The following is a 25,467-nucleotide window of genomic DNA, read 5'->3' as shown; positions in this document are numbered from 1 at the left end:
GCACTGTGCCGGCCCTCGCCCCTCACCCCAACCCCTCTCCCCTGAGGGGAGAGGGGCTCGTCTGGAAACACAGGCCCCGCAAACCACAAGGGCCGCATCCCCCGTTCCCGGTTGATGCGGCCCTTGAAGATCCCGTTCAGTTCGGGTCAGCCCAGGCAGGCCTTAGCCGCTGAACTGATCTTCCTCGGTGGAACCCTTCAGCGCGGTCACCGAAGAGGTGCCACCCTGAATCACGGTGGTGATGTCGTCGAAGTAACCGGCACCCACTTCCTGCTGGTGAGACACAAAGGTGTAACCCTTGTCGCGCGCTGCGAACTCAGGCTGCTGCACCTTCTCCACGTAGTGCTTCATGCCCTCGCCGCGGGCATAGTCATAGGCCAGATCGAACATGTTGTACCACATGTTGTGGATACCGGCGAGGGTGATGAACTGGTACTTGTAACCGTACTCGGACAGCTTCTCCTGGAAGTGAGAAATGGTCTTGTCGTCCAGGTTCTTCTTCCAGTTGAAGGAGGGCGAGCAGTTGTAGGCCAGCAGTTGATTCGGGTTCTTGGCGCGCACGGCCTCGGCGAACTCACGGGCAAAGCCCAGGTCCGGCGTGCCGGTTTCGCACCACACCAGGTCAGCATAGGGGGCGTAGGCCACACCGCGGGAGATGGCCTGCTCCAGGCCGTTCTTCACCCGGTAGAAGCCCTCGGCGGTGCGCTCGCCGTTGACGAACGGACGATCGTTCTCATCAAAATCGGACGTCAGCAGGTTGGCCGCTTCGGCATCGGTGCGGGCCAGCAGCAGAGTGGGCACACCCATCACATCGGAAGCCATACGAGCAGCAATCAACTTGTGGACCGCTTCCTGAGTGGGCACCAGCACCTTGCCACCCATGTGACCGCACTTCTTCACCGCAGCCAGCTGGTCCTCAAAATGCACCCCGGCCGCGCCGGCGGTGATCATGTTCTTCATCAGCTCAAACGCGTTGAGCACGCCACCAAATCCGGCCTCAGCGTCGGCCACGATAGGCAGGAAGTAATCGATACCCTCGGGATCTTCCGGGCTCATGCCACGGGACCACTGGATCTCGTCGGCGCGCTTGAAGGCATTGTTGATACGGCGCACCACAGTGGGCACCGAGTCATAGGCGTACAGGGACTGGTCCGGATACATGGTTTCGGAGGTGTTGGCGTCTGCCGCCACCTGCCAACCGGAAAGATAGATGGCCTCGATACCGGCCTTCGCCTGCTGCACGGCCTGACCACCGGTCAAGGCCCCCAGGCAATTCACGTAACCCTTCTTGGCGTCGCCGTTGACCAGCTTCCACAGCTTCTCGGCGCCACGGCGGGCCAGGGTGTGCTCAGGCTGAACGGAGCCACGCAGGCGCACCACATCCTCAGCAGTGTAGCCGCGCGTCACGTCCTTCCAGCGCGGATTTTCTGCCCAGTCCTTCTTGAGCGCCTTGATCTGTTCATCTCGGTTCATCATGCCTAATCCTCTGTCACTCTATCATTGTGGCCCGTTTCCCGGGCGGGGGTCTCTTGGTCCGGACAGGACAACGTATGGCCGAACTGACTCGTGTGGGCCTCGGTGACACAGACCGGAAACCCGTTCATCTGCTTACCCGACGACTCCACCCGACTTTTCGAATGGAGGGGCCAAGCGTAGTCTAGACTCAGACAAAAGCCAGCAAGAAATTTCAATAGTAACCATTTGCTGGTGCAATGCAACATAGCAATTGGTACAAACAGAGTAAATACTGTAGTAGATTTGACATGTTGATAGCACACACCGCTCAGGCGACCACAGGCAACCAGCAGACCATGAATGACCGCGCGCGGCAGATCGCCCGCTCAATCCTCACGGGTTTTGAACGCCACTTCTCGTTTTTCCAGGAGATCACCAGCAGTGCCCGGGAACGTTTCGAGCATGCCGACTGGGAGGCCGTACGAGCCGCGTCAGTCAAACGCATCAGCTCCTACGACGGACGCGTGCAGGAAACCCTCGCCAAGGTGCGCGCCACCTTTGGCATCGATGGGTTGGAGGAAAAACTCTGGCAGCTGGTCAAGATCTCCTACATGGACCTGCTGCAACACCACTCCCGCCCGGAACTGGCGGAAACCTTCTACAACTCGGTGTTCTGCCGCCTGTTTGAGCGTAAGTACTACAATAATGACATGATCTTCCTGGAATCAGTGGCTAACCGGCAAGAACTGGCCGAGCGTTACAGGGGCTATCTATCCTTCCATACTCGTGACGGCGGCGTGGAGACCTGTATATGGGAAATCCTCTCGGCCTTCTATTTCAACCTGCCCCATGCAGACCTCTCCCAGGATGTGAGCAACATCACCGAGGCCCTGATCGAGCGATCGGAATTCGGTCCCGAGGCCATGTCGGACCTGCGCATTGACGTACTGGAGTTCCCCTTCTTCCGTAACAAGGCCGCCTACCTGATTGGCCGCGTGGTGCACGAGGGTTACTGCCACCCCTTCATCGTCCCCCTCACCAACAACGAACATGGCGGCCTGGTGGCCGACGCCCTGCTCACCACCGAAGAGGAGGCAGAAGCGGTATTCAGCTTTGCCCGAGCCTACTTCCTCGTAAAAACCCCGGTCCCCGCCGCCACCGTGGCCTTCCTGCAGGACCTGATGCCCAACAAGGCCGTAGCGGAGCTGTACATGAGCCTGGGCTTCCACAAGCAGGCCAAGAACGAGTTCTATCGGGACTTTCTCCACCACCTGGCCGACAGCCATGACCTGTTCAGCCTGGCCCAGGGCACGCCGGGCCTGGTGATGATGGTGTTCACCCTGCCCTCCTACCCCTACGTCTTCAAGGTGATCAAGGACCGCTTCCCGCCGCAAAAAGATGTCACCCACGAATTGATCGAGCGACGTTACCTGCAGGTCAAGATGCACGACCGGGTGGGTCGCATGGCCGATACCCTGGAATTTTCCGAGGTGGCCTTCCCCCTGTCACGGTTCTCCCCGCAGCTGCTGGAAGCCCTGCAGGACGAGGTGAGCTCCCAGGTGGAGGTGAGTGACGGCATGCTGGTGATCAAGCACCTGTATATCGAGAAGCGCATGCTACCGCTGGACGTCTTCCTGCAGAGCGCCAATGAAGAGGAGGCACGTCACGCCCTGCACGAATGGGGGCTGGCGGTGAAGCAGTTGATGGGCGTGAACATCTTCCCCGGCGACCTGCTGTTCAAGAACTTCGGCGTCACCGACAGCGGCAAGGTGGTGTTCTACGATTACGATGAGATCTGCTATCTCACCGAATGCCATTTCCGCAAGATCCCCGAATCCCCGTTCCCGGAAGACGAACTCAGTTCCGATGCCTGGTACTCAGCCGGCCCCAACGAGGTCTTCCCCGAGGAATTCCCCACCTTCCTGAGCACCGACCCCAGGGTGCGACGCACCCTGATCAAGCTGCACCCCGACCTGTTCGACTATCGCTACTGGCAGGCGCGTCAGGAAGACGTAAAGAAGGGCATTCACGGAGATGTCTTCCCTTACCGCCAATCGGTCCGCTTCAACAAGTCACCCGCTCAGCGCCCGGTTGCCCAGGCCGCCTCCGCCTGAGCTACTCGCTGATGCGCATGGCTGCGCGCAGGTAGTGGAACATGGACCACAAGGTCAGACCGGCGGCCACATAGAGCAGGATCATGCCGATGCCCATGCTGGGCAGACCGATAATGGGTTGCCCGTAGAGCAGCAGGAAAATGGCCACCATCTGCGCGGTGGTCTTGAGTTTGCCAATCCAGGAGACCGCCACCGCGCCGGACTGTCCCAGTTGAGCCATCCACTCCCTCAGGGCGGAGATGGCGATCTCCCGACCAATAATCACCACGGCTGCCAGGGTGATCAGCACGCCGCCCGGATGATCCACCAGCAACACCAGGGCCGTGGCCACCATCAGCTTGTCAGCCACCGGATCGAGAAAGGCACCGAACTGGGACGTCTGCTCCAGGCGCCGGGCCAGATAACCATCCAGCCAGTCCGTCCCCCCCGCCAGAGCGAAGATAAAGGCGCTCACCGGCCCTGAGAGTGGATGAGGATAGTAATACGTGACCACGATCAGCGGGATCAGGGCGATCCGCAGCCAGGTCAGCAGATTGGGGATGGACAATGTCATGAATCAGTCGTCGTGTAGCGAATCGAATATCTGCTGCGCCAGCTTGCGACTGATGCCGGGCACCTTGGCGAGTTCTTCCACCCTGGCACTGCTGACAGCCTTCAAGCCACCAAAATGCTTGAGCAACTGCTGGCGACGCTTGGGACCCATGCCGGGAATCTGCTCCAGCGGCGAGGTATTGCGTGCCTTGGCACGCTGCTGCCGATGTCCTGTGATGGCAAACCGATGCGCTTCGTCACGGATTTGCTGAATCAGGTGCAGCGCCTTTGAACTCGGCGGCAGTATAGACGGGCCGCGTTCATCGCTCAATATCAGCGTTTCCAGGCCGGGCCGGCGATCCTCGCCCTTGGCCACGCCCACCACCATGACCTCCGCCACCTGCAGGTCCTCCAGCACCTCCAGTGCCTGGCGCACCTGCCCCTTGCCGCCATCGATGAACAGGATATCCGGCAGGCGCGCCTCGCCCTCCTTGAGACGGGTATAGCGCCGATGCAGAGCCTGATACATGGCCGCATAGTCATCCCCGGGGGTGATATCGCGAATATTGAAACGCCGATAATCGGACTTGAGTGGCCCTTCGGGGTTGAAGACCACGCAGGAGGCCACAGTGGCCTCCCCATGAGAGTGACTGATATCGAAGCACTCCATGCGCGTAGGCACCTCGTCCAATTCCAGGGCCTCCCGCAGGGCCTCCAGGCGCTCACGCATGCCGGCCTTGCCGGCCAGGCGCGTGGCCAGGGACATCTGCGCATTGCGCTGAGCCATTTCCAGCCAGCGCGCCCGCTCGCCGCGCACGCTCCAGGCCAGACTCACCCTGTGACCCCGCTGCATGGTAAGCATTTCCTCCAGCAAGGCCGACTCCTCCGGGGCATGACTGAGGATGATCTGGGGCGGCACCTCCCGAGACAGGTAATACTGCCCCAGGAAAGCGGTCATCAACGCCTCGGCGCTGGTCTCTTCCGGCAGACTGGGGAATAGCGCCCGGTTACCCAGGTTCAAGCCGCCGCGAATGGAAAAAACCTGTACGCACACCTGGCCACCCTCCAGGGCGGCGGCGACAATATCCACATCACCGCCCTCCCCGCTCACATACTGCCGCTCGGAGATCTGCCGCAGGCGGGCAATCTGGTCCCGCACCTGAGCTGCCCGCTCGAACTCCAGGCGAACTGAAGCCGCTTCCATCTCAGCCACCAGATTCCGCATGACCTGATCGCTGCGACCTTCCAGAAAGTCCACCGCATGCTTCACATCACGCTCATAGGCCAGGGGATCGATCAGCCCCACGCAGGGGGCGGTACACCGCTTGATCTGGTACTGCAGGCAAGGGCGTGAGCGGTTCTCGAAGAAACTGTCCTTGCAGGGCCGGATCAAAAACAGCTTCTGCAGCAGATTGAGCGTGTCGCGCACCGCCGGGCTGGATGGATAAGGACCAAAATAGCGCCCTGGCTTCTTCCGTGCCCCACGATGAAATGTCAGGCGCGGATAGGTGTGCTGGGAGAGGAATATGTAGGGGTAGCTCTTATCGTCACGCAGCAGCACGTTGTAGCGTGGCCGATGCTGCTTGATGAGATTATTCTCCAGCAACAGGGCCTCGGCCTCGGTGGTGGTCACCGTCACCTGCACATCCCGGATCTGCGCCACCATGGAACGAATGCGGGGGCTGGGCACATTCCGGCGAAAATAGCTGGAAACCCGATTTCTGAGGTTCTTGGCCTTGCCCACGTAGAGCACCACACCCTCCTCATCCAGCATCCGGTAGACCCCAGGCTGGCGGGTCAGGCTGGCCAGGAAGGTCTTGGCATCAAAGCCGAATTCGGGTGGGGACGCATCCGTCACCATGGGATCAGCAGGCATCCAGGCGCTGGCGCAGTTCCGCAAACACGGCCTGGAACATCTCGGGCGTCAGCCGGCGGGTCTGGGTGTTGTAGCGGCTACAATGATAGGAGTCCACCAGGGTGATGCCACCCGGCAGATCGTGTATACAACCGTGACCGAAGGGATGATCCTTGAGTTTCAGGCCCCGAGCCCGAAGGATGGCCTGATGGGCAATGGATCCCAGAGCCAGCACCACCGCAGGGGCAGGCAAGGTCTCCATTTCCGCCGCCAGATAATCATTACAGGCGCGGACCTCCGCCCCCTGAGGCTTGTTCTGAGGGGGGAGGCACTTCACCGCATTGGTGATACGACAATCCCGCAGGATGAGCCCATCATCCCGGGAGCAGGATTCGGGTTGGCTCCCAAAGCCGGTTTCATACAGGGTGCGATACAGCAGGATGCCCGCATGGTCGCCGGTGAAGGGGCGCCCCGAGGCATTGGCGCCGTGCATGCCCGGCGCCAGCCCGACAATCAGCAACCGGGCATCCGGGTCACCAAAAGGGGGAACGGGCGCGGCATGATACTCGGGATGCGCCTGACGCACCTGGGAGAGAAATCCCGCCAGGCGGGGGCAGCGGACACAATGGGGGTCAAAGACGGTTCGAGACACCACAGGGAACAGACCTCAGGCGTCGTTGGAAGAATCCGGAGCGGTAATGCCATGATCCATGGCCAGGCGCAGCAGCTCGATATCACTGGAACACTCCAGCTTGTCCCGCAGACGGGCCTTGTAGGTACTGACAGTCTTCACATTCACGCCCAGTTCACTGGCAATCTTTTGTTGTTTGCAGCCCTTCACCAACAGCACCAGGATCTGCCGCTCCCGGGGAGACAGGCGAGCCAGGGCATCGGCTTCCTCCACCCCCTCGCCCCCCGACAGGTGGTGGGCGATCTTCGGGCTCATATGCCGGTCACCGCGCATGGCCAGCCGGATGGCCTCGATCAACTCATCCACCTGGCAGCCCTTGGTGAGATAACCTGAAGCCCCGCTATCCATCAACCAGCGGGGAAAAGGCCCTTCGTCCTGGACGGTGAGCACGATCACCTTGGTGCCGGGATACTGGGCCAGTACCTGACGGGTGGTCTCGAGACCTCCCATGCCGGGCATGTTCAGGTCCAGCAACACCACGTCCGGGCGCAGTCGCGGCAACTTTGCCAGGGCCTCCTCACCGGAACCGGCCTCGCCCACCACATGTATCCCCGCCTGAGCAGCACGCGACTCCAGCAAGCCGCGGATGCCAATGCGCACCAACTCGTGGTCATCCACCAGCAGCACATCCACCATACGCGGACTCAAGCCGTTCCTTTCGCCGTCGCCGTTGTGATTCCCGGACATCTTGAGCTACCAGTCCTTGTAAGGGTGCTGCACCAGACTCGTGTTGTAATAGCGCGGGTCATGGGAGACTTCCTCCCCGGCCCAGGCAGGGATTTCCGGCTCCTGCTGCGCATGCTCAAGTTCCACTTCAGCCACCACAAGACCGGCGTTGTCCCCCTCGAACACGTCCACCTCCCACAGATGGTCTCCCACCGGCACAAAATGCCGGGTCTTCTCGATCAACGGGTGATGACACAGGGATTCCAGCAACTCATGGGCATCGGTGGCTGGGATGGGATATTCAAACTCCTGACGCTGGACGCCCAGCGTGGCGCTCTTGATATTCAGGTCCGCCTGTTCATCCGATACACGCACCCGTACCGAAGCGCTCTTGTTACCGCACAGATAGCCCTGCCGAAGCTTCACACTCTTGGTGACATGCTTCTTCCAGGCATCTGAAACAACGAGGAATTTTTTTTCTATCTCCTGTCCCATGGCACCACCGAAAGATCCAGACGACCCATACCTTACCATGATCGCAGGACATTCGGCCCGCCCCGGTGCGGGTGTTGGCCCTGCAGGTCAAGCGAGGCTCAAAGATAGGCCAGCGCCGAACCCCAGGTGAAACCGCCGCCAAAGGCCTCCATGAGCACCAGTTGCCCGGGCTGGATTCGGCCATCGCGCACGGCCACATCCAGGGCCATGGGCACCGAGGCCGCCGAGGTGTTGCCGTGCTCCTCCACCGTGACCACCACCTTTTCCATGGGCAATTTCAACTTGCGCGCCGTGGCCTGAATAATGCGAATATTGGCCTGATGGGGGATCAGCCAGTCTATCCGGGATTGCTCCAGGCCCTGCTTTTCCAGGGTTTCCTCGACGATCCGGCCCAGGGTGTTCACCGCCCACTTGAAGACCTCGTTGCCCTTCATCTGCAGATACGCCTCACCAGCGATCATGTCCTTGTAGCCACGCCCCACACCCCGGGGCACGCTCAGCAGACTCTCGTAGCGTCCGTCCGCATGCAGATGCGTGGAGAGCACGCCGGGTGTGTCCGATGCCTCCAGGACCACCGCACCGGCACCATCACCAAAGAGCACACAGGTGCCCCGGTCATTCCAGTCCAGGATGCGGGAAATGGTCTCCGCCCCCACCACCAGCGCGCAACGGGCACTACCGGAGCGGATGAACTGATCTGCCACGCCCAGGGCATAGACGAACCCGGTACATACCGCCTGTATATCGAAGGCCGGGGAGCCGTTGTGTACGCCCAGCCGCTGCTGCAGCAAGCAGGCCGTGCTCGGGAAAACCTGATCCGGGGTGGTGGTCCCTACAATGATGAGATCAATATCCTCGGGGCGACGCCCGGCCATTGCCATGGCGCGCAGGGTCGCCTGTTCCGCCAGATCGCAGGTGGTCTCATCGTCCGCCACCACGTGGCGCTGGGCGATGCCGGTGCGCTCTCGGATCCACTCGTCCGAGGTCTCCACAATCTTTTCCAGATCGCGGTTGGTGAGAATCTTTTCCGGAAGATAGCTCCCGGTCCCTGTTATCCGGGAATAGATCACGTCGCGGACTCCTCGCTCAGCAGTTCTTCCAACCGCTTGTCGATGCGCTGCGGCACCCGCTTTCGGGCCTCGATGCGAGCAATGCGGATGGCGTTTTCAAAGGCCACTGCGTCGGCCCCGCCGTGACTCTTGATGACCACGCCCTGCAATCCCAGCAGGCTGGCACCATTGTAGGCCCGGGGGTCTATGCGGCTGCGGAATTTGCGCAATACGGGCATGGCTACCAGGGCCGCCAGACGACTGAACAGGCCGCGCTTGAACTCGGCTCGCATGTAGTGTGACACCATGCGTGCCACGCCCTCGCTGGTCTTGAGCGCCACGTTGCCCACAAAACCGTCGCATACCACCACATCCACATCGCCGCAGTAGATGTCGTTGCCTTCCACAAAGCCGATATAGTTCAGGTGGCTCTGCTCCAGCATGTGGGCCGCCTCCTTCACCTGATCGTTGCCCTTGATATCTTCCTCACCAATGTTCAGCAACCCCACCCGGGGATTGTTGACATTGTCCACGGCGCTGGCCAGTTCTGACCCCATCACGGCAAATTGGTATAGATGGTTGGCTGAGCAATCCACATTGGCGCCCAGATCCAGCATGTGGGTGTGGCCCTTGATGGCAGGGATGGCGGTGATGATGGCGGGGCGATCAATACCCGGCAGGGTCTTGAGTACATAGCGGGCGGTGGCCATCAGGGCGCCGGTGTTGCCGGCACTCACACAGGCATCGGCCTGCTGGTGCTTCACCAGGTTGATGGCCACCCGCATGGAGGAATCTTTCTTGTTGCGTAGCGCCTGAGTTGGGGGCTCGTCCATCCCCACCACCTGGGCGGCGTGATGAATACGCAGCCGGTCGGAAGGCGCCTTGCCGACGGCGGACAGTTCCTTCTCGAGCCGCGCCTTGTCACCCACCAGGATCAGGTGGATGTCGGAAAACTCGGCCAAGGCCTTGAGTGCCGCCGGAACAACCACATGGGGGCCGTGATCGCCCCCCATGGCATCCAGTGCGATGGTAAAGAGACCGCTCATGGACAAACTCTTTTTTTAACCTGCACAGGAAAGCCTCGCGGGATACAACATCCCGCGAGGTCGAAAGCGGAGGACCCACCGGTCCGCCGACAATGGCCTCATGGGCTGGCCGGCACCATATCGAGCCACGCCCCTGACCGGTGAGGCACCGGTGTTGGCAGGGTCATGCATCGGCATCACGGGCAGCCCGGGACCTAAGTGTTACTCTTCGTCTTCTTCCAGATCCTTGGCCTTGATCACCTGGCGACCCCGGTAAAAACCGTCGGCGCTGATGTGGTGACGACGGTGCAGCTCACCCGTGGTGGGCTCAACGGACAGGGTGGGACCGGTAAGGGCGTCGTGGGAACGACGCATACCGCGACGGGAACGGGTGGTACGACCTTGTGCAACAGCCATGATGTCTCTCCAATGAAAAGCGTTCGATGCCGCCGGGGCTTCCCACCGGCGGCCGTGTCAATCAACCGTCGTCGTCCAGGCGACCTTTCAGGGCACCCAGCGCAGCGAACGGGTTGTCTTCCTGCTTGCGGAGAGTCTCCACCTCCGCCTGCGAAAATTCCTTCAATGGCTGATCCGGGCAGTTGTCATCCGCATGCATGGGGACTGACGGCACCGACAACAGCAATTCATCCTCCACCAGCGACCAGACGGAGATCAGACCCTCTTCCAGCATGACCGGTTCAAACTCTACCGGCAGTTCCTCGATGGAACGCCCTTCCTCGAGCACGACACCCTCGAAGGTGGTATCCACCGGCCACGTCATGGGCCCGAGGCAGCGCTGGCACTGCAGTTGCAGCTCGGCCTGGATACTGCCAGATAGCTTGACCTGCCCACCGCGCTCCCGCCCGAATCGCAGGGACACCCGGGCCGGACCGGCCAGCGACATGCCCGCCGCGGCAAGACGCGGCAAGTTCGATGTCTCCAGCACGCCGTCCAGGGGACGCGCATGACCTGCGAGGCGAAACGGGTCGACCCGCTCAGAAAGGGTGGTCTCGGACATAAGCGCGCAATTCTAAAGGGCTTATCGCGGGACTGTCAAAACGAATTCGCGCCCGCGACTTGAAAAACCGTGCTGCGTTCACGGATACTGACGGTTTGATGACAATCTGCGGGCCGTACACGGCCCACCTCTCTTCATACATGCTTGGGTTGGGGGTCGGTGATTTCAAGGCGCGCAGGCCCGGTCGGGCAGCAGAACCTGTCCCGACCGGGCCAAGCACCAACCCATGAATCAATCGCCTCTGCGCAGGCGCGGGACCTGTTCGTGATAAAGAAGCTTCTGATCGCCAACCGCGGTGAGATCGCCGTTCGTATCATCCGCGCCTGCGCGGAGATGGGCATCACTTCCGTGGCTGTTTACACCGATGCGGACCGGCACGGACTGCACGTGAAAAAGGCCGACGAGTCGTATTCCATCGGCCCCGACTCCCTTTCCGGCTACCTGAATGTTCACCGCATGGTGAACATGGCCCGTACTGCCGGCTGCGATGCCATTCACCCGGGCTATGGCTTCCTCTCGGAAAATCCGGAGTTTGCCCGCGTCTGCGCCGAGCGGGGCATCCAGTTCGTGGGACCGGACAGCAAGGTCATCAGTCGCATGGGCGACAAGGTGGCCGCCCGCGAGGCCATGATCGAGGCAGGCGTGCCGGTGGTTCCCGGGAGTGAGGGCAACCTCTCCGGCGTCGAGGAGGCTGTGAGCCTGGCCGGCGACATCGGCTACCCGGTGATGCTCAAGGCCACCAATGGAGGCGGCGGCCGCGGCATCCGCCGGTGTGATGATGAGGCCAGCTTGCGCCGCAACTATGAGCGCGTGCGCTCCGAGGCCACCAAGGCCTTCGGCAGCACCGAAATCTTCATGGAAAAGGCCATCGTCAATCCGCGCCACATCGAGGCGCAGATCCTGGCCGACCGTCACGGCAATGTCATCCACCTCTACGAGCGGGACTGCTCCATCCAGCGACGTCATCAAAAGTTGGTGGAAATCGCCCCCTCCCCCCAACTCAGCCCCGAGCAGCGTGAATATGTGGGCGAGTTGGCGGTACGCGCCGCCCGGGCCGTGGGCTACGAGAATGCCGGCACCGTGGAATTCCTCATGGATGCCGATGGCAGCTTCTATTTCATGGAGATGAACACCCGCCTGCAGGTGGAGCACCCGGTGACCGAGATGATCACGGGTGTCGACATCGTGCAGGAGCAGATCCGCGTCGCCGCCGGCGAACCACTGCGCTACAGCCAGGATCAGATTACCTGTCGCGGCTTCGCGGTGGAGTTTCGCATCAACGCGGAAGACCCGAAAAATGACTTTCTGCCCAGTTTTGGGCGCATCACCCGCTATTTCGCCCCCGGCGGTCCGGGCGTGCGCACCGATGGTGCCATCTACACCGGCTACCACATTCCGCCCCATTACGATTCCATGTGCGCCAAGCTCATCGTCTGGGCGCTGGACTGGGACGCCCTCATCCATCGGGCCCGCCGGGCCCTCAACGATATCGGCGTGTACGGCGTGAAGACCACCATCCCGTATCACCTGGAGATCCTGGACAGCCAAGCTTTCCGCAAGGGCAGCTTCGACACGAGCTATGTGGATGCCCACCCGGAACTCACTCAGTACTCCGTTCGTCGCCCCACCCGGGAACTGGCGGCTGTGATCGCCGCTGCGATTTCCGCTCACAAGGGTCTCTGACCAGAAGGTAATGCACTGATGTCCAAGGTAACGATCACCGACCTGACCCTGCGAGACGGCCATCAGAGCCTGATCGCCACGCGCATGCGCACGGAGGACATGCTCCCCATCTGCGAGAAGATGGATGCCGTGGGCTTCTGGTCCCTGGAAGTCTGGGGCGGGGCCACATTCGACGCCTGCCTGCGCTTTTTGAAAGAAGATCCATGGGAGCGGCTGCGCCAGTTGCGCGAGGCCCTGCCCAACACCCGCCTGCAGATGCTGCTGCGTGGCCAGAACCTGCTGGGCTACCGCCACTATGCCGACGACGTGGTGCGCGGCTTCGTGGCCAAAAGCGCCGACAACGGCATGGACGTGTTCCGCATCTTCGATGCCATGAACGACACCCGCAACGTGCGTGTGGCCATCGAGGCGGTCAAGAAGGAAGGCAAGCACGCCCAGGGCGCCATCAGCTACACCACTAGCCCCGTGCACACCCCGGAGCAGTTCGTGACCATGGCCCGGGAGATGGTGGACATGGGCTGCGACAGCATCGCCATCAAGGACATGGCCGGCCTGCTCACCCCCTATGCCACGGGCGAACTGGTCTCGGCCCTCACCGATGCGGTGGCCGTGCCCATCCACCTGCATACCCATGCCACCGCCGGCCTCTCGGAAATGTGCCACCTCAAGGCCGTGGAAAACGGCGCGGCCAACATCAACACCGCCATGTCGGCCTTTGCCGGTGGAACCAGCCACGCGCCCACCGAGAGCATGGTGGCCGCCCTGCACGACAGCCAGTACAGCACCGATCTGGATCTGATGGCCCTGCAGGAGATCGGCTTCTACTTCCGCGAGATCCGCAAGAAGTATCACCAGTTCGAGAGTGAGTTCACCGGCGTGGACACCCGCGTGCAGACCACCCAGGTGCCGGGTGGGATGATCTCCAACCTGGTCAGCCAGCTCAAGGCTCAGGGGGCGCTGGACAAGGTCAACCAGGTGATGACCGAAATCCCCCGGGTTCGCGAGGACCTGGGCTATCCGCCCCTGGTCACGCCCACCTCCCAGATTGTGGGCACCCAGGCCGTGATGAACGTGCTCACCGAAGAGCGCTACCAGACCATCACCAATGAAGTGAAAAGTTACCTGCAAGGTCGATACGGACGCACCCCCGGCCAGGTGAACCCGGTGGTGCGTCGCAAGGCCATCGGTGATGCGGAGGTGATTGAATGCCGCCCCGCCGACCTGCTGCAGGACGAAATGGACACCTTGCGCGAGCAAGTGGGTGACCTGGCCCAGTCTGAAGAGGACGTGATGATCTACGCCATGTTCCCGGACCTGGGTCGCGAGTATCTGGAACATCGCCGCGATGGCAAACTGGTGCCCGAACCCCTCGAACCCGTCGGCGCCAAGGCCGAGGAAAAGAACGCCCCGGTGGAATTCAAGGCCACTCTGCATGGCGAGACCTACCACATCAAGGTCACCGGCACCGGCCACAAGCGGGACCACGAGCGCCCCTTCTATGTGACCGTGGACGGCATGCCGGAAGAGATCGTCGTGGAAACCCTGGATGAACTCGCCCTGGAGGGTGACGGCGGCGCCAGGCGCGATGGTCCACGGGGCAGCGGTCGCCCCCGGGCCACCAAGCCCGGCCACGTGAGCACCTCCATGCCCGGCACCATCATCGATGTGCTGGTGAAGGAAGGCGACGAGGTCAAGGCGGGTGATGGCGTACTCATCCTGGAGGCCATGAAGATGGAGACCGAAGTCCAGGCGCCGGTGGGTGGCGTGGTCAAGGCCATTCATGTGGCCAAGGGTGACAGCGTCAACCCCGATGACGCCCTGGTGGAGATCGAGGCCAGTTGATGAACCCCGGACTTGTCCTGGCCTCGACCTCGCCGTTCCGCCGTGAGCTGCTGCAGCGCCTGGCCCTACCCTTCGATACCTGCTCCCCCCAGGTGGATGAGACACCGAGGCCGGGGGAGGGTCCGAACGCCATGGTGGCTCGTCTGGCCGAGGCCAAGGCCCGGGCGGGGGCCAGGCAAAAGCCGGATCATCTCATCATCGGCTCCGATCAGTGCGCCGAATTGGACGGGCGGATACTGGGTAAACCCGGTGATCATCAACGGGCCCTGGAACAACTCACCGCCGCCTCGGGCCGTACGGTGGTCTTTCACACCGGCCTGTGCCTGCTGAATGCGGTCACCGGCGAGGCCCAAGTGGACGTGGTGCCCTTCAAGGTTCGGTTTCGTGCACTGAGCCCGGAGCAGATCGACCACTACCTGCGCAAGGAGCAGCCCTACCAGTGCGCTGGCAGCATCAAGTCGGAAGGGTTGGGTATCGCGCTCTTCGAGGCCATGGAGGGAGATGATCCCACCGCACTGGTGGGACTTCCGCTGATCCGGCTGTGCACGCTGCTTGAGCGGGCAGGTTTCAGGGTTGTATAGGGCCGTGCGCCCCCGCTCAGTGGGGCACAGAAAAACTCACCAGGTGGGTATCATCCTCGGCTGCCGGTCGCCCCAGACTGATCAGCCCCTCCCCCACCAACGGCAACTCCTCCCCGTTGAGCAGGCAGATTTCATCATTGCCCTGCAACCGCACATAGGTACCATTCGTGCTCTGATCAATGAGCACGAACTTTCCCTTGCGATAGATCACCCGGGCATGATGCCGTGACGCCACGGGCACCGACACCATCAGGTCGCAGTCCTGGCTGCGCCCCAGCACAAACACGCGAGCACCTGCTGTAAACCAGTGTTCCTCGCCATGCAGCCCGAACATCATACGGGCGTTGAGATCATACAGTGCACGCATGCTCTCCGCGCTGATCCGCTGCGTGGGGGAACGTTCCTCGTGATCGTCACCTGCATTATCCGGAGAAGCTTTCATATGCCGCGTATCCTCTTGAAAGGCCTGAAGAGGCACAGACCCTGACCAGCCTCGGATTATGACCTGAAACGATCTGTTTTTTTGTGATGTTTTGCAAAGATCGTTCATCATAACAAGTCATTGTCACTTCAAAGCGGATACATTGGCCCTTGACGGGTCTGCCCCGCCCCAGGAGGGTTTTGCCATGGCCAGAGACAGCGTAGGTATCATCGGCACCGGCAACGTGGGTGTTGCCGCCGCCTATTCCATCTTTCAACGACAGATCGCCGGCGATCTAATCCTGGTGGATCGGGATCAGCAACGCGCCGAGGGTGAGGCCATGGACCTGATGCATGGCCAGTCCCTGGTGGGACGGGTCATGGTCCGCGCTGGCGACTATGCCGACCTGACCGACTGCGGCGTGATCGTCATCACCGCCGGGGTCGGCCAGAAACCAGGCGAATCACGCCTTGAACTGCTCAACCGCAACGCCGCCGTGTTCCGTGAGATCGCCGCGCACCTGGACCGTCACGCCCCCGATGCTGTACTGGTGATCGCCACCAACCCGGTGGATATCCTCACCTACGTCATGCAGCGCCTCACACAACGACCGGCCCACCGCGTGATCGGTACCGGCACCATGCTGGACACCTCGCGGTTTCGCGCCGCCCTGGGAGAATACTACGGCGTAAACCCCCGGTCGGTTCATGCCTACATCCTGGGTGAGCACGGTGATTCCGAGGTGCCCATCTGGAGTACGGCCAAGGTGGGGGGACTGAGCCTGTTCGAGCAGACGGTGAATGGGCGGCAGTTCGCCCCCCAGGCCATGGAAAGATTATTTCAGCAGGTCAAGACTGCCGCTTTTGATATCATCTCGCGCAAGGGCTACACCAACACCGCCATTGGCCTCGTGATTGCCTACATGGTGCGGGTGATCCTGGAGGATCAAAAAAGCGTCCTGGCGGTCAGTGTGGATCCGCAAGGGGACTACGGTCTTGAGGATGTCTGCCTGAGCATTCCCTGCATCGTTGGCCGGGATGGCATTGAATCCCGTGTGGCGCCCTTGATCAACGAGACGGAGCACGAGGGCATGCAGGCCTCCTCCCAGGTTCTGCGGAACAGCCTCCAGGGCATGTCCATCGACTGAGAGAGTAAGGCCCACCCGTCCGGGCCTGCCCCTCCCTGTGGGGAGGGGGCATTAATGACCGATCTACCCAAGGAATTCGCACATGCATGTTGTGGCCGGTCCACGCGCCCGAGTGGGCGCCTTCATACAATCCGATCGCATCCAGCGCTGGATCATCGCGCTCATCCTGGTCAATGCCGTCATTCTGGGCCTGGAGACCTCATCCACCATCATGGAACACCCGGCGGCCCCTTGGCTGATCGCGGCGGACCGAATCATTCTCGGTGTCTTTGTGGTGGAGATCCTGCTCAAGCTCTTTGCCCAGGGCTGGGGGTTCTTCCGACGCCCCTGGAATGTCTTTGACTTCCTGGTGGTCGGCATCGCCCTTGTTCCCACCTCCGGACCCATGGCCGTGCTGCGGGTGCTGCGACTGTTGCGCCTCGTCTCCATGATGCCCAAACTCCGCTTCATCGTGGAGGCCCTGCTCAAGGCCATCCCGGGCATCCTGTCCATCCTCGGCCTGCTGGTGCTGTTGTTCTATGTGTTTGCCGTCATTGCCACCGGCCTGTTCGGCAAGAGCTTCCCGGAGTGGTTTGGCAGCCTGGGACAATCCATGTACACCCTGTTCCAGGTCATGACCCTGGAGAGCTGGTCCATGGGCATTGCACGACCCGTGATGGAAGAATACAGCTGGGCCTGGGTGTTCTTCGTGCCCTTCATCCTCATTGCCACCTTCACCATTCTCAACCTCTTCATCGCCATCATCGTCAACACCATGCAGTCCATGCAGGAGGACCAGCAGAAGTTCGAGCACGACGCCATTGAAGAGGTGGTCCACACCGAGAACACCCAGCTCCATGAAGATCTCAAGGCCCTGCGTCAGGAGATTGGCGAACTGCGCAAGGAGATCGCCCGCGATCGCACACCGGGCCCGGGCTGAGTGTCCACCCGATCAGACCCCCATCCGTTGCAAAGGACACCGGCATGAGCGAAGACGATCAAAAAACCGCGCCGCCCTCCAAACCCTACCCTGGTCCGGAGCGACGCAAGGGCGAACGTCGCAAGGCCCAGCACGACCGTCGTGAAATGTTCCGTTTCGAGCCGGAAAAGGACCCCCGCCGCTCCGGCCAGGATCGCCGCCGGGCCAATCAGGATGTCTGGAAGCAGCGGGATATTTGATGATGATGGAATCCCTTCCCGGTTGGCTGCCCGTTGAGGTGTCTCGAACCCCATTAAACATCCTCTTATTGGGCGTTATTTTATCCTTCAGTATTTTTGCTGACACGGTGGCACGCCGTGTGGGCGTTCCACGGATATCCATCCTGATCATGGTGGGTGTTGGTATTGCTTTTGTGCAGCAGGTGCTGATGGGGGCTCAAGACGCCGAATTATTGGGTGGGTCAAGTGAACCCCTGATCCAGTTGGCGCTGGTCATGGTGGCTTTTCTGCTGGGTAGTGAATTCAAGCTGAATCAGCTGCGGGATACGGGGTCACTGATTCTGATCATTTCACTCTTTGTGATTGTGGGCGGCGGCGTCCTGGTGGGCGTCGGTCTGCTGGCGCTGGGATTCCCGCTCGTGGTTGCCATCTCCTTGGCCGCCATTTCCGTGGCAACAGATCCTGCCGCCGTCACGGAGTCAATCAGGGAGAGTGGCGATACACGACTGCGGGCCAAGGTCTTGCTGGGCACCGTGGCCATTGATGATGTCTGGGGTATCTTGATATTCGGGATCAGCATGGCGGTGCTGGGGTGGGCGCTGAGCAATGACGGCCAGCTGGCCTTACTGCACGCCTTATGGGAGTTGGGAGGGGCCATCGTATTAGGTGCCCTGATCGGGCTGCCAGCCTCCTGGCTGACCGGTCGCCTCAGTCCGGGAGAGCCCATCCAGGTTGAAGCCATCGCGCTGATTCTCTTACTGGCGGGCTTTTCCGACTTGCTGGGTGTGTCGGCCCTGCTGGCATCCATGGTTGCCGGCACGCTGGTGGCCAATCTGGCCTACCACCATACCCGGTCATTCCGGGAGATCCAGCATATCGAATGGCCATTTCTGGTGTTCTTCTTTGTACTTTCCGGTGCAAGTATCGATCTGTACAACGTTGGAGATGCCATCGGGCTGACGATCGCTTATATCCTGCTGCGGCTGGTGGGCAGGATTCTTGGTGGATATCTGGCAGTGATATTGACCCGAAGTCAACAACAGACCCTGCCCCGGCATATTGGCCTGGCACTCACACCTCAGGCCGGCATCGCCATCGGGATGGGCTTGCTGGCAGCCGAGCAATTTCCCGAGTTCCGCGCTACGATCCTCTCGGTTGTGGTCGCTTCGACCATCACCTTTGAATTGATTGGACCGGTTCTGGTACGACGCGTCTTGCGTTCCTGAGTTGCCCCGCTGATGGAAAACGCCGCCCCCTCAAGGGCGGCGTCATGACCTACAGGGATTTGCGGGAGAAGTACCAGTCCACGTAGTCGTAACCTTCACCTTCGCGCTGCTTCATGCCCTCCGAGGTCTTGGGCGGCGGCACGATGACGGGCTGACCGGGGCACCATGCCTCAGGCGTGGCCACACCGTGTTCGTCAGAGGTTTGCAATGCATCCAGCAGTCGCACGAACTCGTCCACGCTTCTGCCATTGCTCATGGGGTAGTAGACCATGGCGCGAAGGATACCTTCCGGGTCAATCAGGAAGGTAGCACGCACCGCTGACGTATCGGCGGCATTGGGGTGGATCATGCCATAGGCACTGGCCACTTCCATCTTGAGATCCTCGATGATCGGGAAAGGAATCTCGACACCGAACTTCTCATGGATGTTTTTCGTCCAGGCCAGGTGAGAAAACAGGCTGTCAATCGACAACCCCAGCAATTGGCAATTCCGCTTTTTGAATTCCTCTGCCCGTTCAGCAAAGCCGAAGAATTCAGTGGTGCACACGGGCGTGAAGTCCGCTGGATGGGAGAACAGCACCAGCCACTGTCCCCGATAATCATTGAGAGAACGTTCACCGTGGGTGGTCTGGGCCTTGAAATGCGGGGCCGGGGCGTTGAGTTGCGGAAGACCGTAGGTTTGTTCGTTGGCTTGCATCGGGAGCTCCTTGGAAGGGTTATGGATTGATCGTGACCTTCGCGACCCATAATAAGGAAACGCTTATGCTTAGGCCAATGACTTTTCCCACCCAGCAAGATAGCCTTAGTTAATTGATTTATCGCAAGATATTCAAGGGAGTCCCCGGCCACCCGCCATCGAAAACCATGCTGGACGGCGCGCTCATACCACACACGTGGCGCCGGGCCTGCCGACCATGTTGGCCAGGCGCTCGCGGTCGAGGACAAAGGGTTCGGTGGGGGCAATCTCACGGGCAGTGCGCTCAAGGATGTCGCGTACCCAGGACGGGAGACCGGGATTGATGCGATAGAAAATCCATTGGCCACGACGATGGTCGGCCACGATGCCACTTTCGCGCAGCAGTGCCAGGTGACGGGACACCTTGGGCTGGGGCATCTGAATGGCGTGAGTGAGCTCACAGACGCACAACTCCCCCTCCAGACTGAGGAGCGTGAGGCACCGCAAGCGTGTGGAATCCGACAGGGCCTTAAAAACAGTTTCCGGCAACTTATTCATGGAACTGAATATATGGGATGCACCTCCCCCAGACAAGCGCCCTGGAAGCCGGCCAGGCAAGCAAGGTGCTCTGCTTGTGCGCGACGCCGCAGGCTCCGTATAATTCTGGAATCTTTACACTATTCATGGATAATCACCCGGATGCAAGCAGCCTTGGAACGACGCGCCTTCATCATCCTGCTGTTGCTGGTGACTGGCCTCTTCCTTTACCTGATGAAGCCTTTCTTCGGCGCCGTGCTCTGGGCCTGCATCATCGGGGTGCTGTTCCATCCGGTGCAGATGCGCCTGGAGTCCCACTGGGGCAGGCGCCCCAACCTCACGGCCCTGACCACCCTCACCCTCTGCGTCATCATGGTGATCATCCCGGTACTGTTCGTGCTGGGGTCGTTCCTGCGGGAAGGAGCCAGCCTGTACCAGGCGCTGGAGACCGGCAAGATCGACCCAGGGGCTTACGTGGACCGCATCCGCGAGGCCTTCCCCGTGATCCAGAACCTGCTGGATCGCCTGCAGGTGGACGTGGCCAGCCTCAAGGAGCGACTGGCCGATACGGCGCTCACGACCAGCGGATTAATCGCTCAGAACACGCTGCAGGTGGGACGTAACACCCTGCAGTTCTTCGTCAGCCTGGGACTGATGCTCTACCTGACCTTCTTCCTACTGCGGGACGGTGAGAAGTTGCTCCGACTCATTGAGCGCGCCCTGCCCATAGGTGATGAGCGGGAACGACTGCTTTTTGCGCGCTTTTCCGAGGTAGCCCGCGCCACGGTCAAGGGTAATCTGGTGGTGGCCACTATCCAGGGGACGCTGGGGGGGCTCATTTTCTGGATCCTTGGCATCCCCGGGGCCCTGCTCTGGGGCGTGGTGATGATCCTGCTCTCCTTGATTCCCGTGGTCGGTGCAGGGCTCATCTGGGCCCCTGTGGCCATTTATCTGTTCGCCGTCGGCGACTGGGTACAAGGGCTGATCCTGACAATCTTTGGCGCCGGGGTCATCGGTTTGGTGGATAACATCCTGCGCCCCATCCTGGTGGGTCGGGATACCAAGCTGCCCGACTACGTGGTGCTACTCTCCACCCTGGGCGGCATCGTCACCTTCGGCCTGAATGGCTTTGTGATCGGCCCGCTGATTGCCGTGCTCTTCACCGCCTTCTGGGGCATCTTCATGCGGGACTTCCACAGAGGGCCGGAGGAGCAGAGCGCTTCGGCCGCTGAAGAAGACGATGGGGAAGGTCAAGGCGGGGGAACGACCTGAACGCCGTCGTCTCCGCCCCCTTGGGTTTTCAGGAGTCCTGGGTTTTCAAGAGTCCTTGGGCAACTCACACGCGGCGGGTTGGCGGCGGCGGTAACGGGCCCAGATACCGTAACCAAAATCCATCACCGGCAGCACACCGGGGATCGCCGATACGGCCTTGGCCAACCAGCGATAGCCCGGCAAGGCACGCCAGACAGTCACAAAGGCATAGGCCCCGGTGGTCAACCGACCCTCGGCGTCGCAGGCGTGCATCCGCTCCATGGCCTGCTCCCAGGTAACCCCCAGGCGTTCCAACGCCTCGGGATGGCTGTGCAGATCAAGCCAGTTGACCTTTCCAGCCTTATCCAGCCGTCGGTAGTGACCGATCTCGCGGCGGCACAAAGGACAGCCCCCATCATAGAAAACCATGGGCCTACCATCGAATCCAGCACCTTGCGAGGGGCTGGAAGCGGCAGAGATATTGTCAGCGCTATTCATGAAATCAGGCCTCAAGACAGTCGGGGGCCGGGTTGATGCGTCATGAGCATATAGTTCACACCCATGTATCCGGCCAAGCTCATGCGACGGTTGAGCGGGTTGACCCGTACCCCCGTGCGTTCGATCACTTCCAGCCCATCGGGCGTAAGCAGGGCCTCCAGTTCCTCTGGCTTGGGGAAGCGCTTCCACTGGTGGGTGCCTCGAGGCAGCCAGCGCAGGATGTACTCGGCGCCGATGATCGCCGCCACAAACGAGGCCGCCGTCCGGTTGATCGTGGCAATGAAGCCATACCCCCCGGGGCGCAGCAGCCGATTACAGGCTTGCATGAAGCCGGACAGGTCCGCCACGTGCTCGACCACCTCCATGTTGAGCACCACATCATAGTGGGTGTCGCGGTTTGCCAGAGTCTCCACGGCAACCTCTTCATAGGTGACCGGCAGCCCTGAATGCTCCGCATGCATCCGTGCCACAGTGATATTGCGTCCGGTCACATCCACACCATGAACCTGCGCGCCCAGCTTCGCCATGGACTCGCTGAGAATTCCTCCGCCACAGCCAATGTCCAGCAGGGTGAGGCCCTCCAGTGGGCGCTCAGCATGACAGTCACGTCCCAGATACTGACAAAGCCGCTCCAGGATATACCCGGTGCGCACCCGATTCAGCGTGTGCAGGGCCCAGAAAGGCCCTCGGTCATCCCACCAGAGATCGGCCAAGGCGGTATAGCGGGCCACCTCTTCCGGGTCGATGGAAGACTCTCGGGACGGGGATATCATGAGCGGCCTCCGGCCTCTTTGTCAGACACGCTGGATGACGGCATCAAGCGGCGCAGTACCTCGGCAATCACCGCGGAGTCCTCTTCTCCGTATCCCTGCCCCACGGCTGCATTGATCCACTGGGCCGCCTGAGCGGTACCCGGCAGGGGCAAACCCAGATCCGCCGCGGTTTGCAGCACAATGCCCATGTCCTTGGCGTGCAAGCGGGCCTTGAAACCAGGTGGATAGGAGCGATCAATCATCCGCTGGCCGTGCACTTCCAGCACCCGGGAATAAGCCAGGCCACCCAGCACGGCCTCGCGCATGGCCGCCGGGTCCACCCCGGAGGCCTCGGCCAGGCGGATGGCCTCGGAGACCGCGTTCATGGTCTGGGCCACAATCAATTGGTTGCAGGCCTTGGTGATCTGACCGGCCCCGTGGTCACCCACATGCGTGATGGACCTGCCCACCACCTCGAGCACCGGGCGTACGCGTTCCAGCACCTCGGCCTTGCCACCCACCATGATGGTCAGGCTGCCCTCCCTCGCCCCCTGCTGCCCTCCGGAGACCGGGGCATCCAGCATATCCACGTCCCGGTCTGCCAGGGCCATGGCCAGCTTGCGGGTCGCCGCGGGGGAGATGGTACTGTGATCCACCACCACCAGGCCCGGCTGAGCGCCTTCGATCACACCGTTATTCCCCACCAGCACCTGCTCCACGTCCCGGGTGTCGGAGACGTTGGTGAGCACCACGTCCACCTGGCGGGCCAGCTTGGCCGGACTGGTGTCCACATGGGCGCCTGCATCCTTGAAAACCTCCGTGGCCTCCAGGCGTCGCGCCCACACGTGAACCTCATGGCCGGCCTTGAGCAGATTCATGGCCATGGGACCGCCCATGATGCCCAAACCGATACAACCCACCTTCAACGTCATCATCGACTCCAGCAATTCATTGAATGAGATCCGATTCAGCCCGGTCGGTTTCAACCCATGCGACTGTCAGCACATCAAGCGACGCCGCAGCAGCCAGGTGGACAGGCTCAATGCCCCCCCTCCATAAGCCGCCACCACCCCCAGATGCAGCAACACATGCGTCGGCCATTCACCAATCATCAGCGGCCGAACCACCTCCACCACATGCACCAGGGGCAGCAGATGAGCCAGGATCACGATCATGTCCGGCAACTGCTCCAACGGGAAAAATACCCCCGAAAGCAGCAGCATGGGCGTGATCGCCAGGGTGAAGTAATACAAAAAGAAATCATAACTGCGCGATAACGCAGTGACGATCATGGCGCAGGCCGCGAAGGTAAACCCGGCCAACAGGATCACGGGCAGGGCCAGCAGTGCCCTGGGGTCGCTGACCAGACCCAGCAGGGTCGCCACCACCAGGATGGCCGCGGCACTCATCAGGGCCTTGGTGGCAGCCCAGATGATCTCGCCCAGCACAATGTCATCCAGGTTAAGCGGCGCGCCCAGCAGGCCATCCCAGGTCTTCTGCTCGGACATGCGGGTGTAGGCAGAATACATGCCCTCGAAACTGGCCGTATACATGGCACTGGAACAGATGATGCCGGAGGCCAGGAAGACCATGTAGGGCAGGTCGCCCAGGTCCCCTACCAGTTGACCGAATCCGTAGCCAAAGGCCAGCAGGTACAGCACCGGCTCGCCGAAGTTGCCCAGAATGGAGGGCACCATGATCTTTCGCCATACCAGCAGATTGCGACGCCACACGGGGATGAACCGCAGGCTCAGTTGCGGAATCAGGGAGGTCGTCATGGCTCAGTCCCTCAACTCGTGTCCAGTGAGTTTCATGAAGACATCTTCCAGGTTCGCGGGGCGATGCAGGTAGCGCAGACCGGCTCGCTCCAGGCGTTCCAGCACCGGGGCGGCCTCATGGCAGTACAGCAACGCCATATCTCCCACCCGATGAGCGCGAGCGGGCAGGTCGTCCGCCTGGCCATCCAGCCAACGCATGGCAGCGTTGCCATTGATCTCCAGCACATGGGGGTCGATGTGCTGTGCAATCAGGGCCTGGGGGCTCTCCTGGGCCACGATCCGACCCCGATCCATGATGGCCAGACGGTCACAGAGACGTTCGGCCTCTTCCATGTAATGGGTGGTGAGGATCAGCGTCGTGCCCTGCTGCTTCAACCCCCGCAGGCACTGCCAGATATGATGACGGGCCTGGGGGTCCAATCCCGTGGTGGGTTCATCCAGTACCACCAACTCCGGATGATTGATCAGTGCCCGGGCCAGGGTGAGGCGCCGTTTCATCCCGCCGGAGAGGGCCTCGATGCCCAGGTTCTCCCGTTGCCCCAGGTTGGCAAAGGCCATGAGTTCATCCACGCGCTGGCGCCGTGCGGCGCCCTTGAGGCCGAAATAACCGGCGTATGTCGTCAAATTCTCACGCACGGTGAAATCCGGGTCGAGATTGTCGAACTGGGGCACGATGCCCAGGCGCAACCGGGCTTCGCGGGCCCTTGCAGGGATCGGCTCGCCCAGCACATGCAGAGTGCCACCATCAGGGGGCGTCAACCCCAGCATCATGCGCAGGGTGGTGGTCTTGCCTGCCCCGTTGGGCCCGAGCAACCCGAAGCATTCCCCTGGACGCACCTCCAGATCAATGTGATCCACCACCGTCTCGCCATCGTAGCGCTTGAGCAGACCACAGGCCCGGGCAATATGGGGTTCGCCCGCAGCCTGGGCAGTAAAATCGTTGGTTAGAGCGACTGTATCCATGCACTGTCCTTTGAGTTGACCGGCCATGTTACTAAGCGCCGGGCCGATGACGCCAGCAACCCGACCTTTTGCCGGG

General features: G+C 61.3%; 27 protein-coding genes. 9 read left to right on the top strand and 18 right to left on the bottom strand.

Translation table 11 applies throughout. The features are described from left to right. Positions 1-162 precede the first annotated feature (162 nt). Positions 163-1,473 carry an isocitrate lyase gene (gene aceA, locus LPW29_RS08245; protein WP_090253499.1) on the bottom strand — a complete coding sequence of 437 codons (1,311 nt, stop codon included), beginning with the start codon at positions 1,471-1,473 and terminating at the stop codon, positions 163-165. A 338-nt stretch (positions 1,474-1,811) separates the two neighbouring features. Here aceA and aceK point away from each other — a divergent pair, with 338 nt between their 5' ends. Next, positions 1,812-3,569 carry a bifunctional isocitrate dehydrogenase kinase/phosphatase gene (gene aceK / locus LPW29_RS08240; RefSeq protein WP_238627611.1) on the top strand — a complete coding sequence of 586 codons (1,758 nt, stop codon included), beginning with the start codon at positions 1,812-1,814 and terminating at the stop codon, positions 3,567-3,569. A 1-nt stretch (position 3,570) separates the two neighbouring features. Here aceK and pgsA read toward each other — a convergent pair whose 3' ends face one another. The 9 genes from pgsA to LPW29_RS08195 form a co-directional block, all read right to left on the bottom strand. Then, the gene (gene pgsA / locus LPW29_RS08235; RefSeq protein ID WP_090253306.1) at positions 3,571-4,122 is read right to left on the bottom strand and encodes a CDP-diacylglycerol--glycerol-3-phosphate 3-phosphatidyltransferase; all 552 of its coding nucleotides are present in this window, start codon (positions 4,120-4,122) and stop codon (positions 3,571-3,573) included. A gap of 3 nt (positions 4,123-4,125) precedes the next feature. Beyond that, the gene (gene uvrC / locus LPW29_RS08230) at positions 4,126-5,976 is read right to left on the bottom strand and encodes an excinuclease ABC subunit UvrC (RefSeq protein WP_238627606.1); all 1,851 of its coding nucleotides are present in this window, start codon (positions 5,974-5,976) and stop codon (positions 4,126-4,128) included. Further along, positions 5,966-6,610, bottom strand: coding sequence for a uracil-DNA glycosylase (locus LPW29_RS08225; RefSeq protein ID WP_238627605.1), 645 nt, complete (start codon positions 6,608-6,610; stop codon positions 5,966-5,968). The genes uvrC and LPW29_RS08225 overlap by 11 nt, the downstream gene beginning before the upstream one ends. 12 nt (positions 6,611-6,622) lie before the next feature. After that, positions 6,623-7,333, bottom strand: a complete 711-nt coding sequence (locus LPW29_RS08220) for a response regulator (protein ID WP_238627604.1) — start codon at positions 7,331-7,333, stop codon at positions 6,623-6,625. 6 nt (positions 7,334-7,339) lie between these two features. Then, the gene (locus LPW29_RS08215; RefSeq protein ID WP_090253314.1) at positions 7,340-7,807 is read right to left on the bottom strand and encodes a CYTH domain-containing protein; all 468 of its coding nucleotides are present in this window, start codon (positions 7,805-7,807) and stop codon (positions 7,340-7,342) included. A 98-nt stretch (positions 7,808-7,905) separates the two neighbouring features. Then, the gene (locus LPW29_RS08210; RefSeq protein WP_238627603.1) at positions 7,906-8,877 is read right to left on the bottom strand and encodes a beta-ketoacyl-ACP synthase III; all 972 of its coding nucleotides are present in this window, start codon (positions 8,875-8,877) and stop codon (positions 7,906-7,908) included. Next, positions 8,874-9,902 carry a phosphate acyltransferase PlsX gene (gene plsX, locus LPW29_RS08205; RefSeq protein ID WP_090253319.1) on the bottom strand — a complete coding sequence of 343 codons (1,029 nt, stop codon included), beginning with the start codon at positions 9,900-9,902 and terminating at the stop codon, positions 8,874-8,876. Before plsX ends, LPW29_RS08210 begins: the two co-directional genes overlap by 4 nt. A 201-nt stretch (positions 9,903-10,103) precedes the next feature. Beyond that, a complete protein-coding gene (rpmF, locus tag LPW29_RS08200; protein ID WP_063465610.1) occupies positions 10,104-10,298 on the bottom strand; it encodes a 50S ribosomal protein L32 in 195 nt (64 codons plus the stop codon). A 61-nt stretch (positions 10,299-10,359) separates the two neighbouring features. Beyond that, a complete protein-coding gene (locus LPW29_RS08195; protein ID WP_238627602.1) occupies positions 10,360-10,899 on the bottom strand; it encodes a YceD family protein in 540 nt (179 codons plus the stop codon). Positions 10,900-11,163: 264 nt separating this feature from the next. Between LPW29_RS08195 and LPW29_RS08190 the strand changes: the two genes are divergently transcribed. From LPW29_RS08190 to LPW29_RS08180, 3 genes are read left to right on the top strand one after another with little or no spacing between them, the layout of a single operon-like run. Then, entirely contained in the window at positions 11,164-12,582 is a 1,419-nt protein-coding gene (locus tag LPW29_RS08190; protein WP_238627601.1) for an acetyl-CoA carboxylase biotin carboxylase subunit, read from the top strand. An 18-nt stretch (positions 12,583-12,600) separates the two neighbouring features. Then, positions 12,601-14,424 (top strand): sodium-extruding oxaloacetate decarboxylase subunit alpha, encoded by a 1,824-nt coding sequence (gene oadA, locus LPW29_RS08185; RefSeq protein WP_238627600.1) that lies wholly within the window; start codon positions 12,601-12,603, stop codon positions 14,422-14,424. Beyond that, complete coding sequence (locus tag LPW29_RS08180) at positions 14,424-15,005, top strand: Maf family protein (protein ID WP_238627599.1); 582 nt, start codon at positions 14,424-14,426, stop codon at positions 15,003-15,005. The genes oadA and LPW29_RS08180 overlap by 1 nt, the downstream gene beginning before the upstream one ends. A gap of 16 nt (positions 15,006-15,021) precedes the next feature. Here the strand turns inward: LPW29_RS08180 and LPW29_RS08175 are convergent, their stop codons facing one another. Further along, positions 15,022-15,447, bottom strand: a complete 426-nt coding sequence (locus LPW29_RS08175) for an FHA domain-containing protein (RefSeq protein ID WP_090253330.1) — start codon at positions 15,445-15,447, stop codon at positions 15,022-15,024. Positions 15,448-15,631: 184 nt separating this feature from the next. On the opposite strand from LPW29_RS08175, the gene LPW29_RS08170 reads away from it, so the two are divergent. The 4 genes from LPW29_RS08170 (at position 15,632) to LPW29_RS08155 (ending at position 18,936) form a co-directional block, all read left to right on the top strand. Next, the gene (locus LPW29_RS08170) at positions 15,632-16,573 is read left to right on the top strand and encodes an L-lactate dehydrogenase (RefSeq protein WP_238627598.1); all 942 of its coding nucleotides are present in this window, start codon (positions 15,632-15,634) and stop codon (positions 16,571-16,573) included. An 82-nt stretch (positions 16,574-16,655) separates the two neighbouring features. Continuing rightward, positions 16,656-17,492 (top strand): ion transporter, encoded by an 837-nt coding sequence (locus tag LPW29_RS08165; protein WP_090253335.1) that lies wholly within the window; start codon positions 16,656-16,658, stop codon positions 17,490-17,492. Positions 17,493-17,536: 44 nt separating this feature from the next. Continuing rightward, complete coding sequence (locus LPW29_RS08160) at positions 17,537-17,731, top strand: hypothetical protein (RefSeq protein WP_090253338.1); 195 nt, start codon at positions 17,537-17,539, stop codon at positions 17,729-17,731. Next, on the top strand, positions 17,731-18,936 hold the full coding sequence (locus LPW29_RS08155) for a cation:proton antiporter (RefSeq protein WP_238627597.1): 1,206 nt from the start codon (positions 17,731-17,733) through the stop codon (positions 18,934-18,936). The genes LPW29_RS08160 and LPW29_RS08155 overlap by 1 nt, the downstream gene beginning before the upstream one ends. Positions 18,937-18,985: 49 nt before the next feature. Here LPW29_RS08155 and LPW29_RS08150 read toward each other — a convergent pair whose 3' ends face one another. Then, positions 18,986-19,633, bottom strand: a complete 648-nt coding sequence (locus LPW29_RS08150; protein ID WP_238627596.1) for a peroxiredoxin — start codon at positions 19,631-19,633, stop codon at positions 18,986-18,988. Between the two features lie 183 nt (positions 19,634-19,816). Further along, positions 19,817-20,170, bottom strand: a complete 354-nt coding sequence (locus tag LPW29_RS08145; RefSeq protein WP_090253343.1) for a metalloregulator ArsR/SmtB family transcription factor — start codon at positions 20,168-20,170, stop codon at positions 19,817-19,819. 141 nt (positions 20,171-20,311) lie between these two features. Here LPW29_RS08145 and LPW29_RS08140 point away from each other — a divergent pair, with 141 nt between their 5' ends. Next, a complete protein-coding gene (locus tag LPW29_RS08140; protein WP_238627595.1) occupies positions 20,312-21,421 on the top strand; it encodes an AI-2E family transporter in 1,110 nt (369 codons plus the stop codon). A gap of 45 nt (positions 21,422-21,466) precedes the next feature. On the opposite strand, the gene LPW29_RS08135 is transcribed toward LPW29_RS08140, so the two are convergent. The 5 genes from LPW29_RS08135 to LPW29_RS08115 all read right to left on the bottom strand — a co-directional run bounded on the left by LPW29_RS08135 (position 21,467) and on the right by LPW29_RS08115 (position 25,391). Next, positions 21,467-21,829: a thiol-disulfide oxidoreductase DCC family protein gene (locus tag LPW29_RS08135; protein WP_238627610.1), complete on the bottom strand. Its 363-nt coding sequence runs from the start codon at positions 21,827-21,829 to the stop codon at positions 21,467-21,469. A gap of 80 nt (positions 21,830-21,909) precedes the next feature. Beyond that, positions 21,910-22,671, bottom strand: a complete 762-nt coding sequence (ubiG, locus tag LPW29_RS08130) for a bifunctional 2-polyprenyl-6-hydroxyphenol methylase/3-demethylubiquinol 3-O-methyltransferase UbiG (protein WP_238627594.1) — start codon at positions 22,669-22,671, stop codon at positions 21,910-21,912. Continuing rightward, positions 22,668-23,582 carry an NAD(P)-dependent oxidoreductase gene (locus LPW29_RS08125; RefSeq protein ID WP_238627609.1) on the bottom strand — a complete coding sequence of 305 codons (915 nt, stop codon included), beginning with the start codon at positions 23,580-23,582 and terminating at the stop codon, positions 22,668-22,670. Before LPW29_RS08125 ends, ubiG begins: the two co-directional genes overlap by 4 nt. 66 nt (positions 23,583-23,648) lie before the next feature. After that, positions 23,649-24,428 (bottom strand): ABC transporter permease, encoded by a 780-nt coding sequence (locus LPW29_RS08120; protein ID WP_090253353.1) that lies wholly within the window; start codon positions 24,426-24,428, stop codon positions 23,649-23,651. A gap of 3 nt (positions 24,429-24,431) precedes the next feature. Beyond that, complete coding sequence (locus LPW29_RS08115; protein WP_090253355.1) at positions 24,432-25,391, bottom strand: ATP-binding cassette domain-containing protein; 960 nt, start codon at positions 25,389-25,391, stop codon at positions 24,432-24,434. Positions 25,392-25,467 lie beyond the last annotated feature (76 nt).

The organism is Ectothiorhodospira sp. 9100 (assembly GCF_022227565.1).
Taxonomy (GTDB): Bacteria; Pseudomonadota; Gammaproteobacteria; order Ectothiorhodospirales; family Ectothiorhodospiraceae; genus Ectothiorhodospira; species Ectothiorhodospira marina.
This window is presented reverse-complemented; position numbering and strand designations above follow the sequence as displayed.

Coding starts and splice junctions, on each gene's coding strand:
- aceA (WP_090253499.1), bottom strand. CDS start 1,473: ATGAACCGAGATGAACAGATCAAGGCGCTCAAGAAGGACTGGGCAGAA.
- aceK (WP_238627611.1), top strand. CDS start 1,812: ATGAATGACCGCGCGCGGCAGATCGCCCGCTCAATCCTCACGGGTTTT.
- pgsA (WP_090253306.1), bottom strand. CDS start 4,122: ATGACATTGTCCATCCCCAATCTGCTGACCTGGCTGCGGATCGCCCTG.
- uvrC (WP_238627606.1), bottom strand. CDS start 5,976: ATGCCTGCTGATCCCATGGTGACGGATGCGTCCCCACCCGAATTCGGC.
- LPW29_RS08220 (WP_238627604.1), bottom strand. CDS start 7,333: ATGTCCGGGAATCACAACGGCGACGGCGAAAGGAACGGCTTGAGTCCG.
- LPW29_RS08215 (WP_090253314.1), bottom strand. CDS start 7,807: ATGGGACAGGAGATAGAAAAAAAATTCCTCGTTGTTTCAGATGCCTGG.
- plsX (WP_090253319.1), bottom strand. CDS start 9,902: ATGAGCGGTCTCTTTACCATCGCACTGGATGCCATGGGGGGCGATCAC.
- rpmF (WP_063465610.1), bottom strand. CDS start 10,298: ATGGCTGTTGCACAAGGTCGTACCACCCGTTCCCGTCGCGGTATGCGT.
- LPW29_RS08195 (WP_238627602.1), bottom strand. CDS start 10,899: ATGTCCGAGACCACCCTTTCTGAGCGGGTCGACCCGTTTCGCCTCGCA.
- oadA (WP_238627600.1), top strand. CDS start 12,601: ATGTCCAAGGTAACGATCACCGACCTGACCCTGCGAGACGGCCATCAG.
- LPW29_RS08180 (WP_238627599.1), top strand. CDS start 14,424: ATGAACCCCGGACTTGTCCTGGCCTCGACCTCGCCGTTCCGCCGTGAG.
- LPW29_RS08175 (WP_090253330.1), bottom strand. CDS start 15,447: ATGAAAGCTTCTCCGGATAATGCAGGTGACGATCACGAGGAACGTTCC.
- LPW29_RS08170 (WP_238627598.1), top strand. CDS start 15,632: ATGGCCAGAGACAGCGTAGGTATCATCGGCACCGGCAACGTGGGTGTT.
- LPW29_RS08165 (WP_090253335.1), top strand. CDS start 16,656: ATGCATGTTGTGGCCGGTCCACGCGCCCGAGTGGGCGCCTTCATACAA.
- LPW29_RS08160 (WP_090253338.1), top strand. CDS start 17,537: ATGAGCGAAGACGATCAAAAAACCGCGCCGCCCTCCAAACCCTACCCT.
- LPW29_RS08155 (WP_238627597.1), top strand. CDS start 17,731: ATGATGATGGAATCCCTTCCCGGTTGGCTGCCCGTTGAGGTGTCTCGA.
- LPW29_RS08150 (WP_238627596.1), bottom strand. CDS start 19,633: ATGCAAGCCAACGAACAAACCTACGGTCTTCCGCAACTCAACGCCCCG.
- LPW29_RS08145 (WP_090253343.1), bottom strand. CDS start 20,170: ATGAATAAGTTGCCGGAAACTGTTTTTAAGGCCCTGTCGGATTCCACA.
- LPW29_RS08140 (WP_238627595.1), top strand. CDS start 20,312: ATGCAAGCAGCCTTGGAACGACGCGCCTTCATCATCCTGCTGTTGCTG.
- LPW29_RS08135 (WP_238627610.1), bottom strand. CDS start 21,829: ATGGTTTTCTATGATGGGGGCTGTCCTTTGTGCCGCCGCGAGATCGGT.
- ubiG (WP_238627594.1), bottom strand. CDS start 22,671: ATGATATCCCCGTCCCGAGAGTCTTCCATCGACCCGGAAGAGGTGGCC.
- LPW29_RS08125 (WP_238627609.1), bottom strand. CDS start 23,582: ATGACGTTGAAGGTGGGTTGTATCGGTTTGGGCATCATGGGCGGTCCC.
- LPW29_RS08120 (WP_090253353.1), bottom strand. CDS start 24,428: ATGACGACCTCCCTGATTCCGCAACTGAGCCTGCGGTTCATCCCCGTG.
- LPW29_RS08115 (WP_090253355.1), bottom strand. CDS start 25,391: ATGGATACAGTCGCTCTAACCAACGATTTTACTGCCCAGGCTGCGGGC.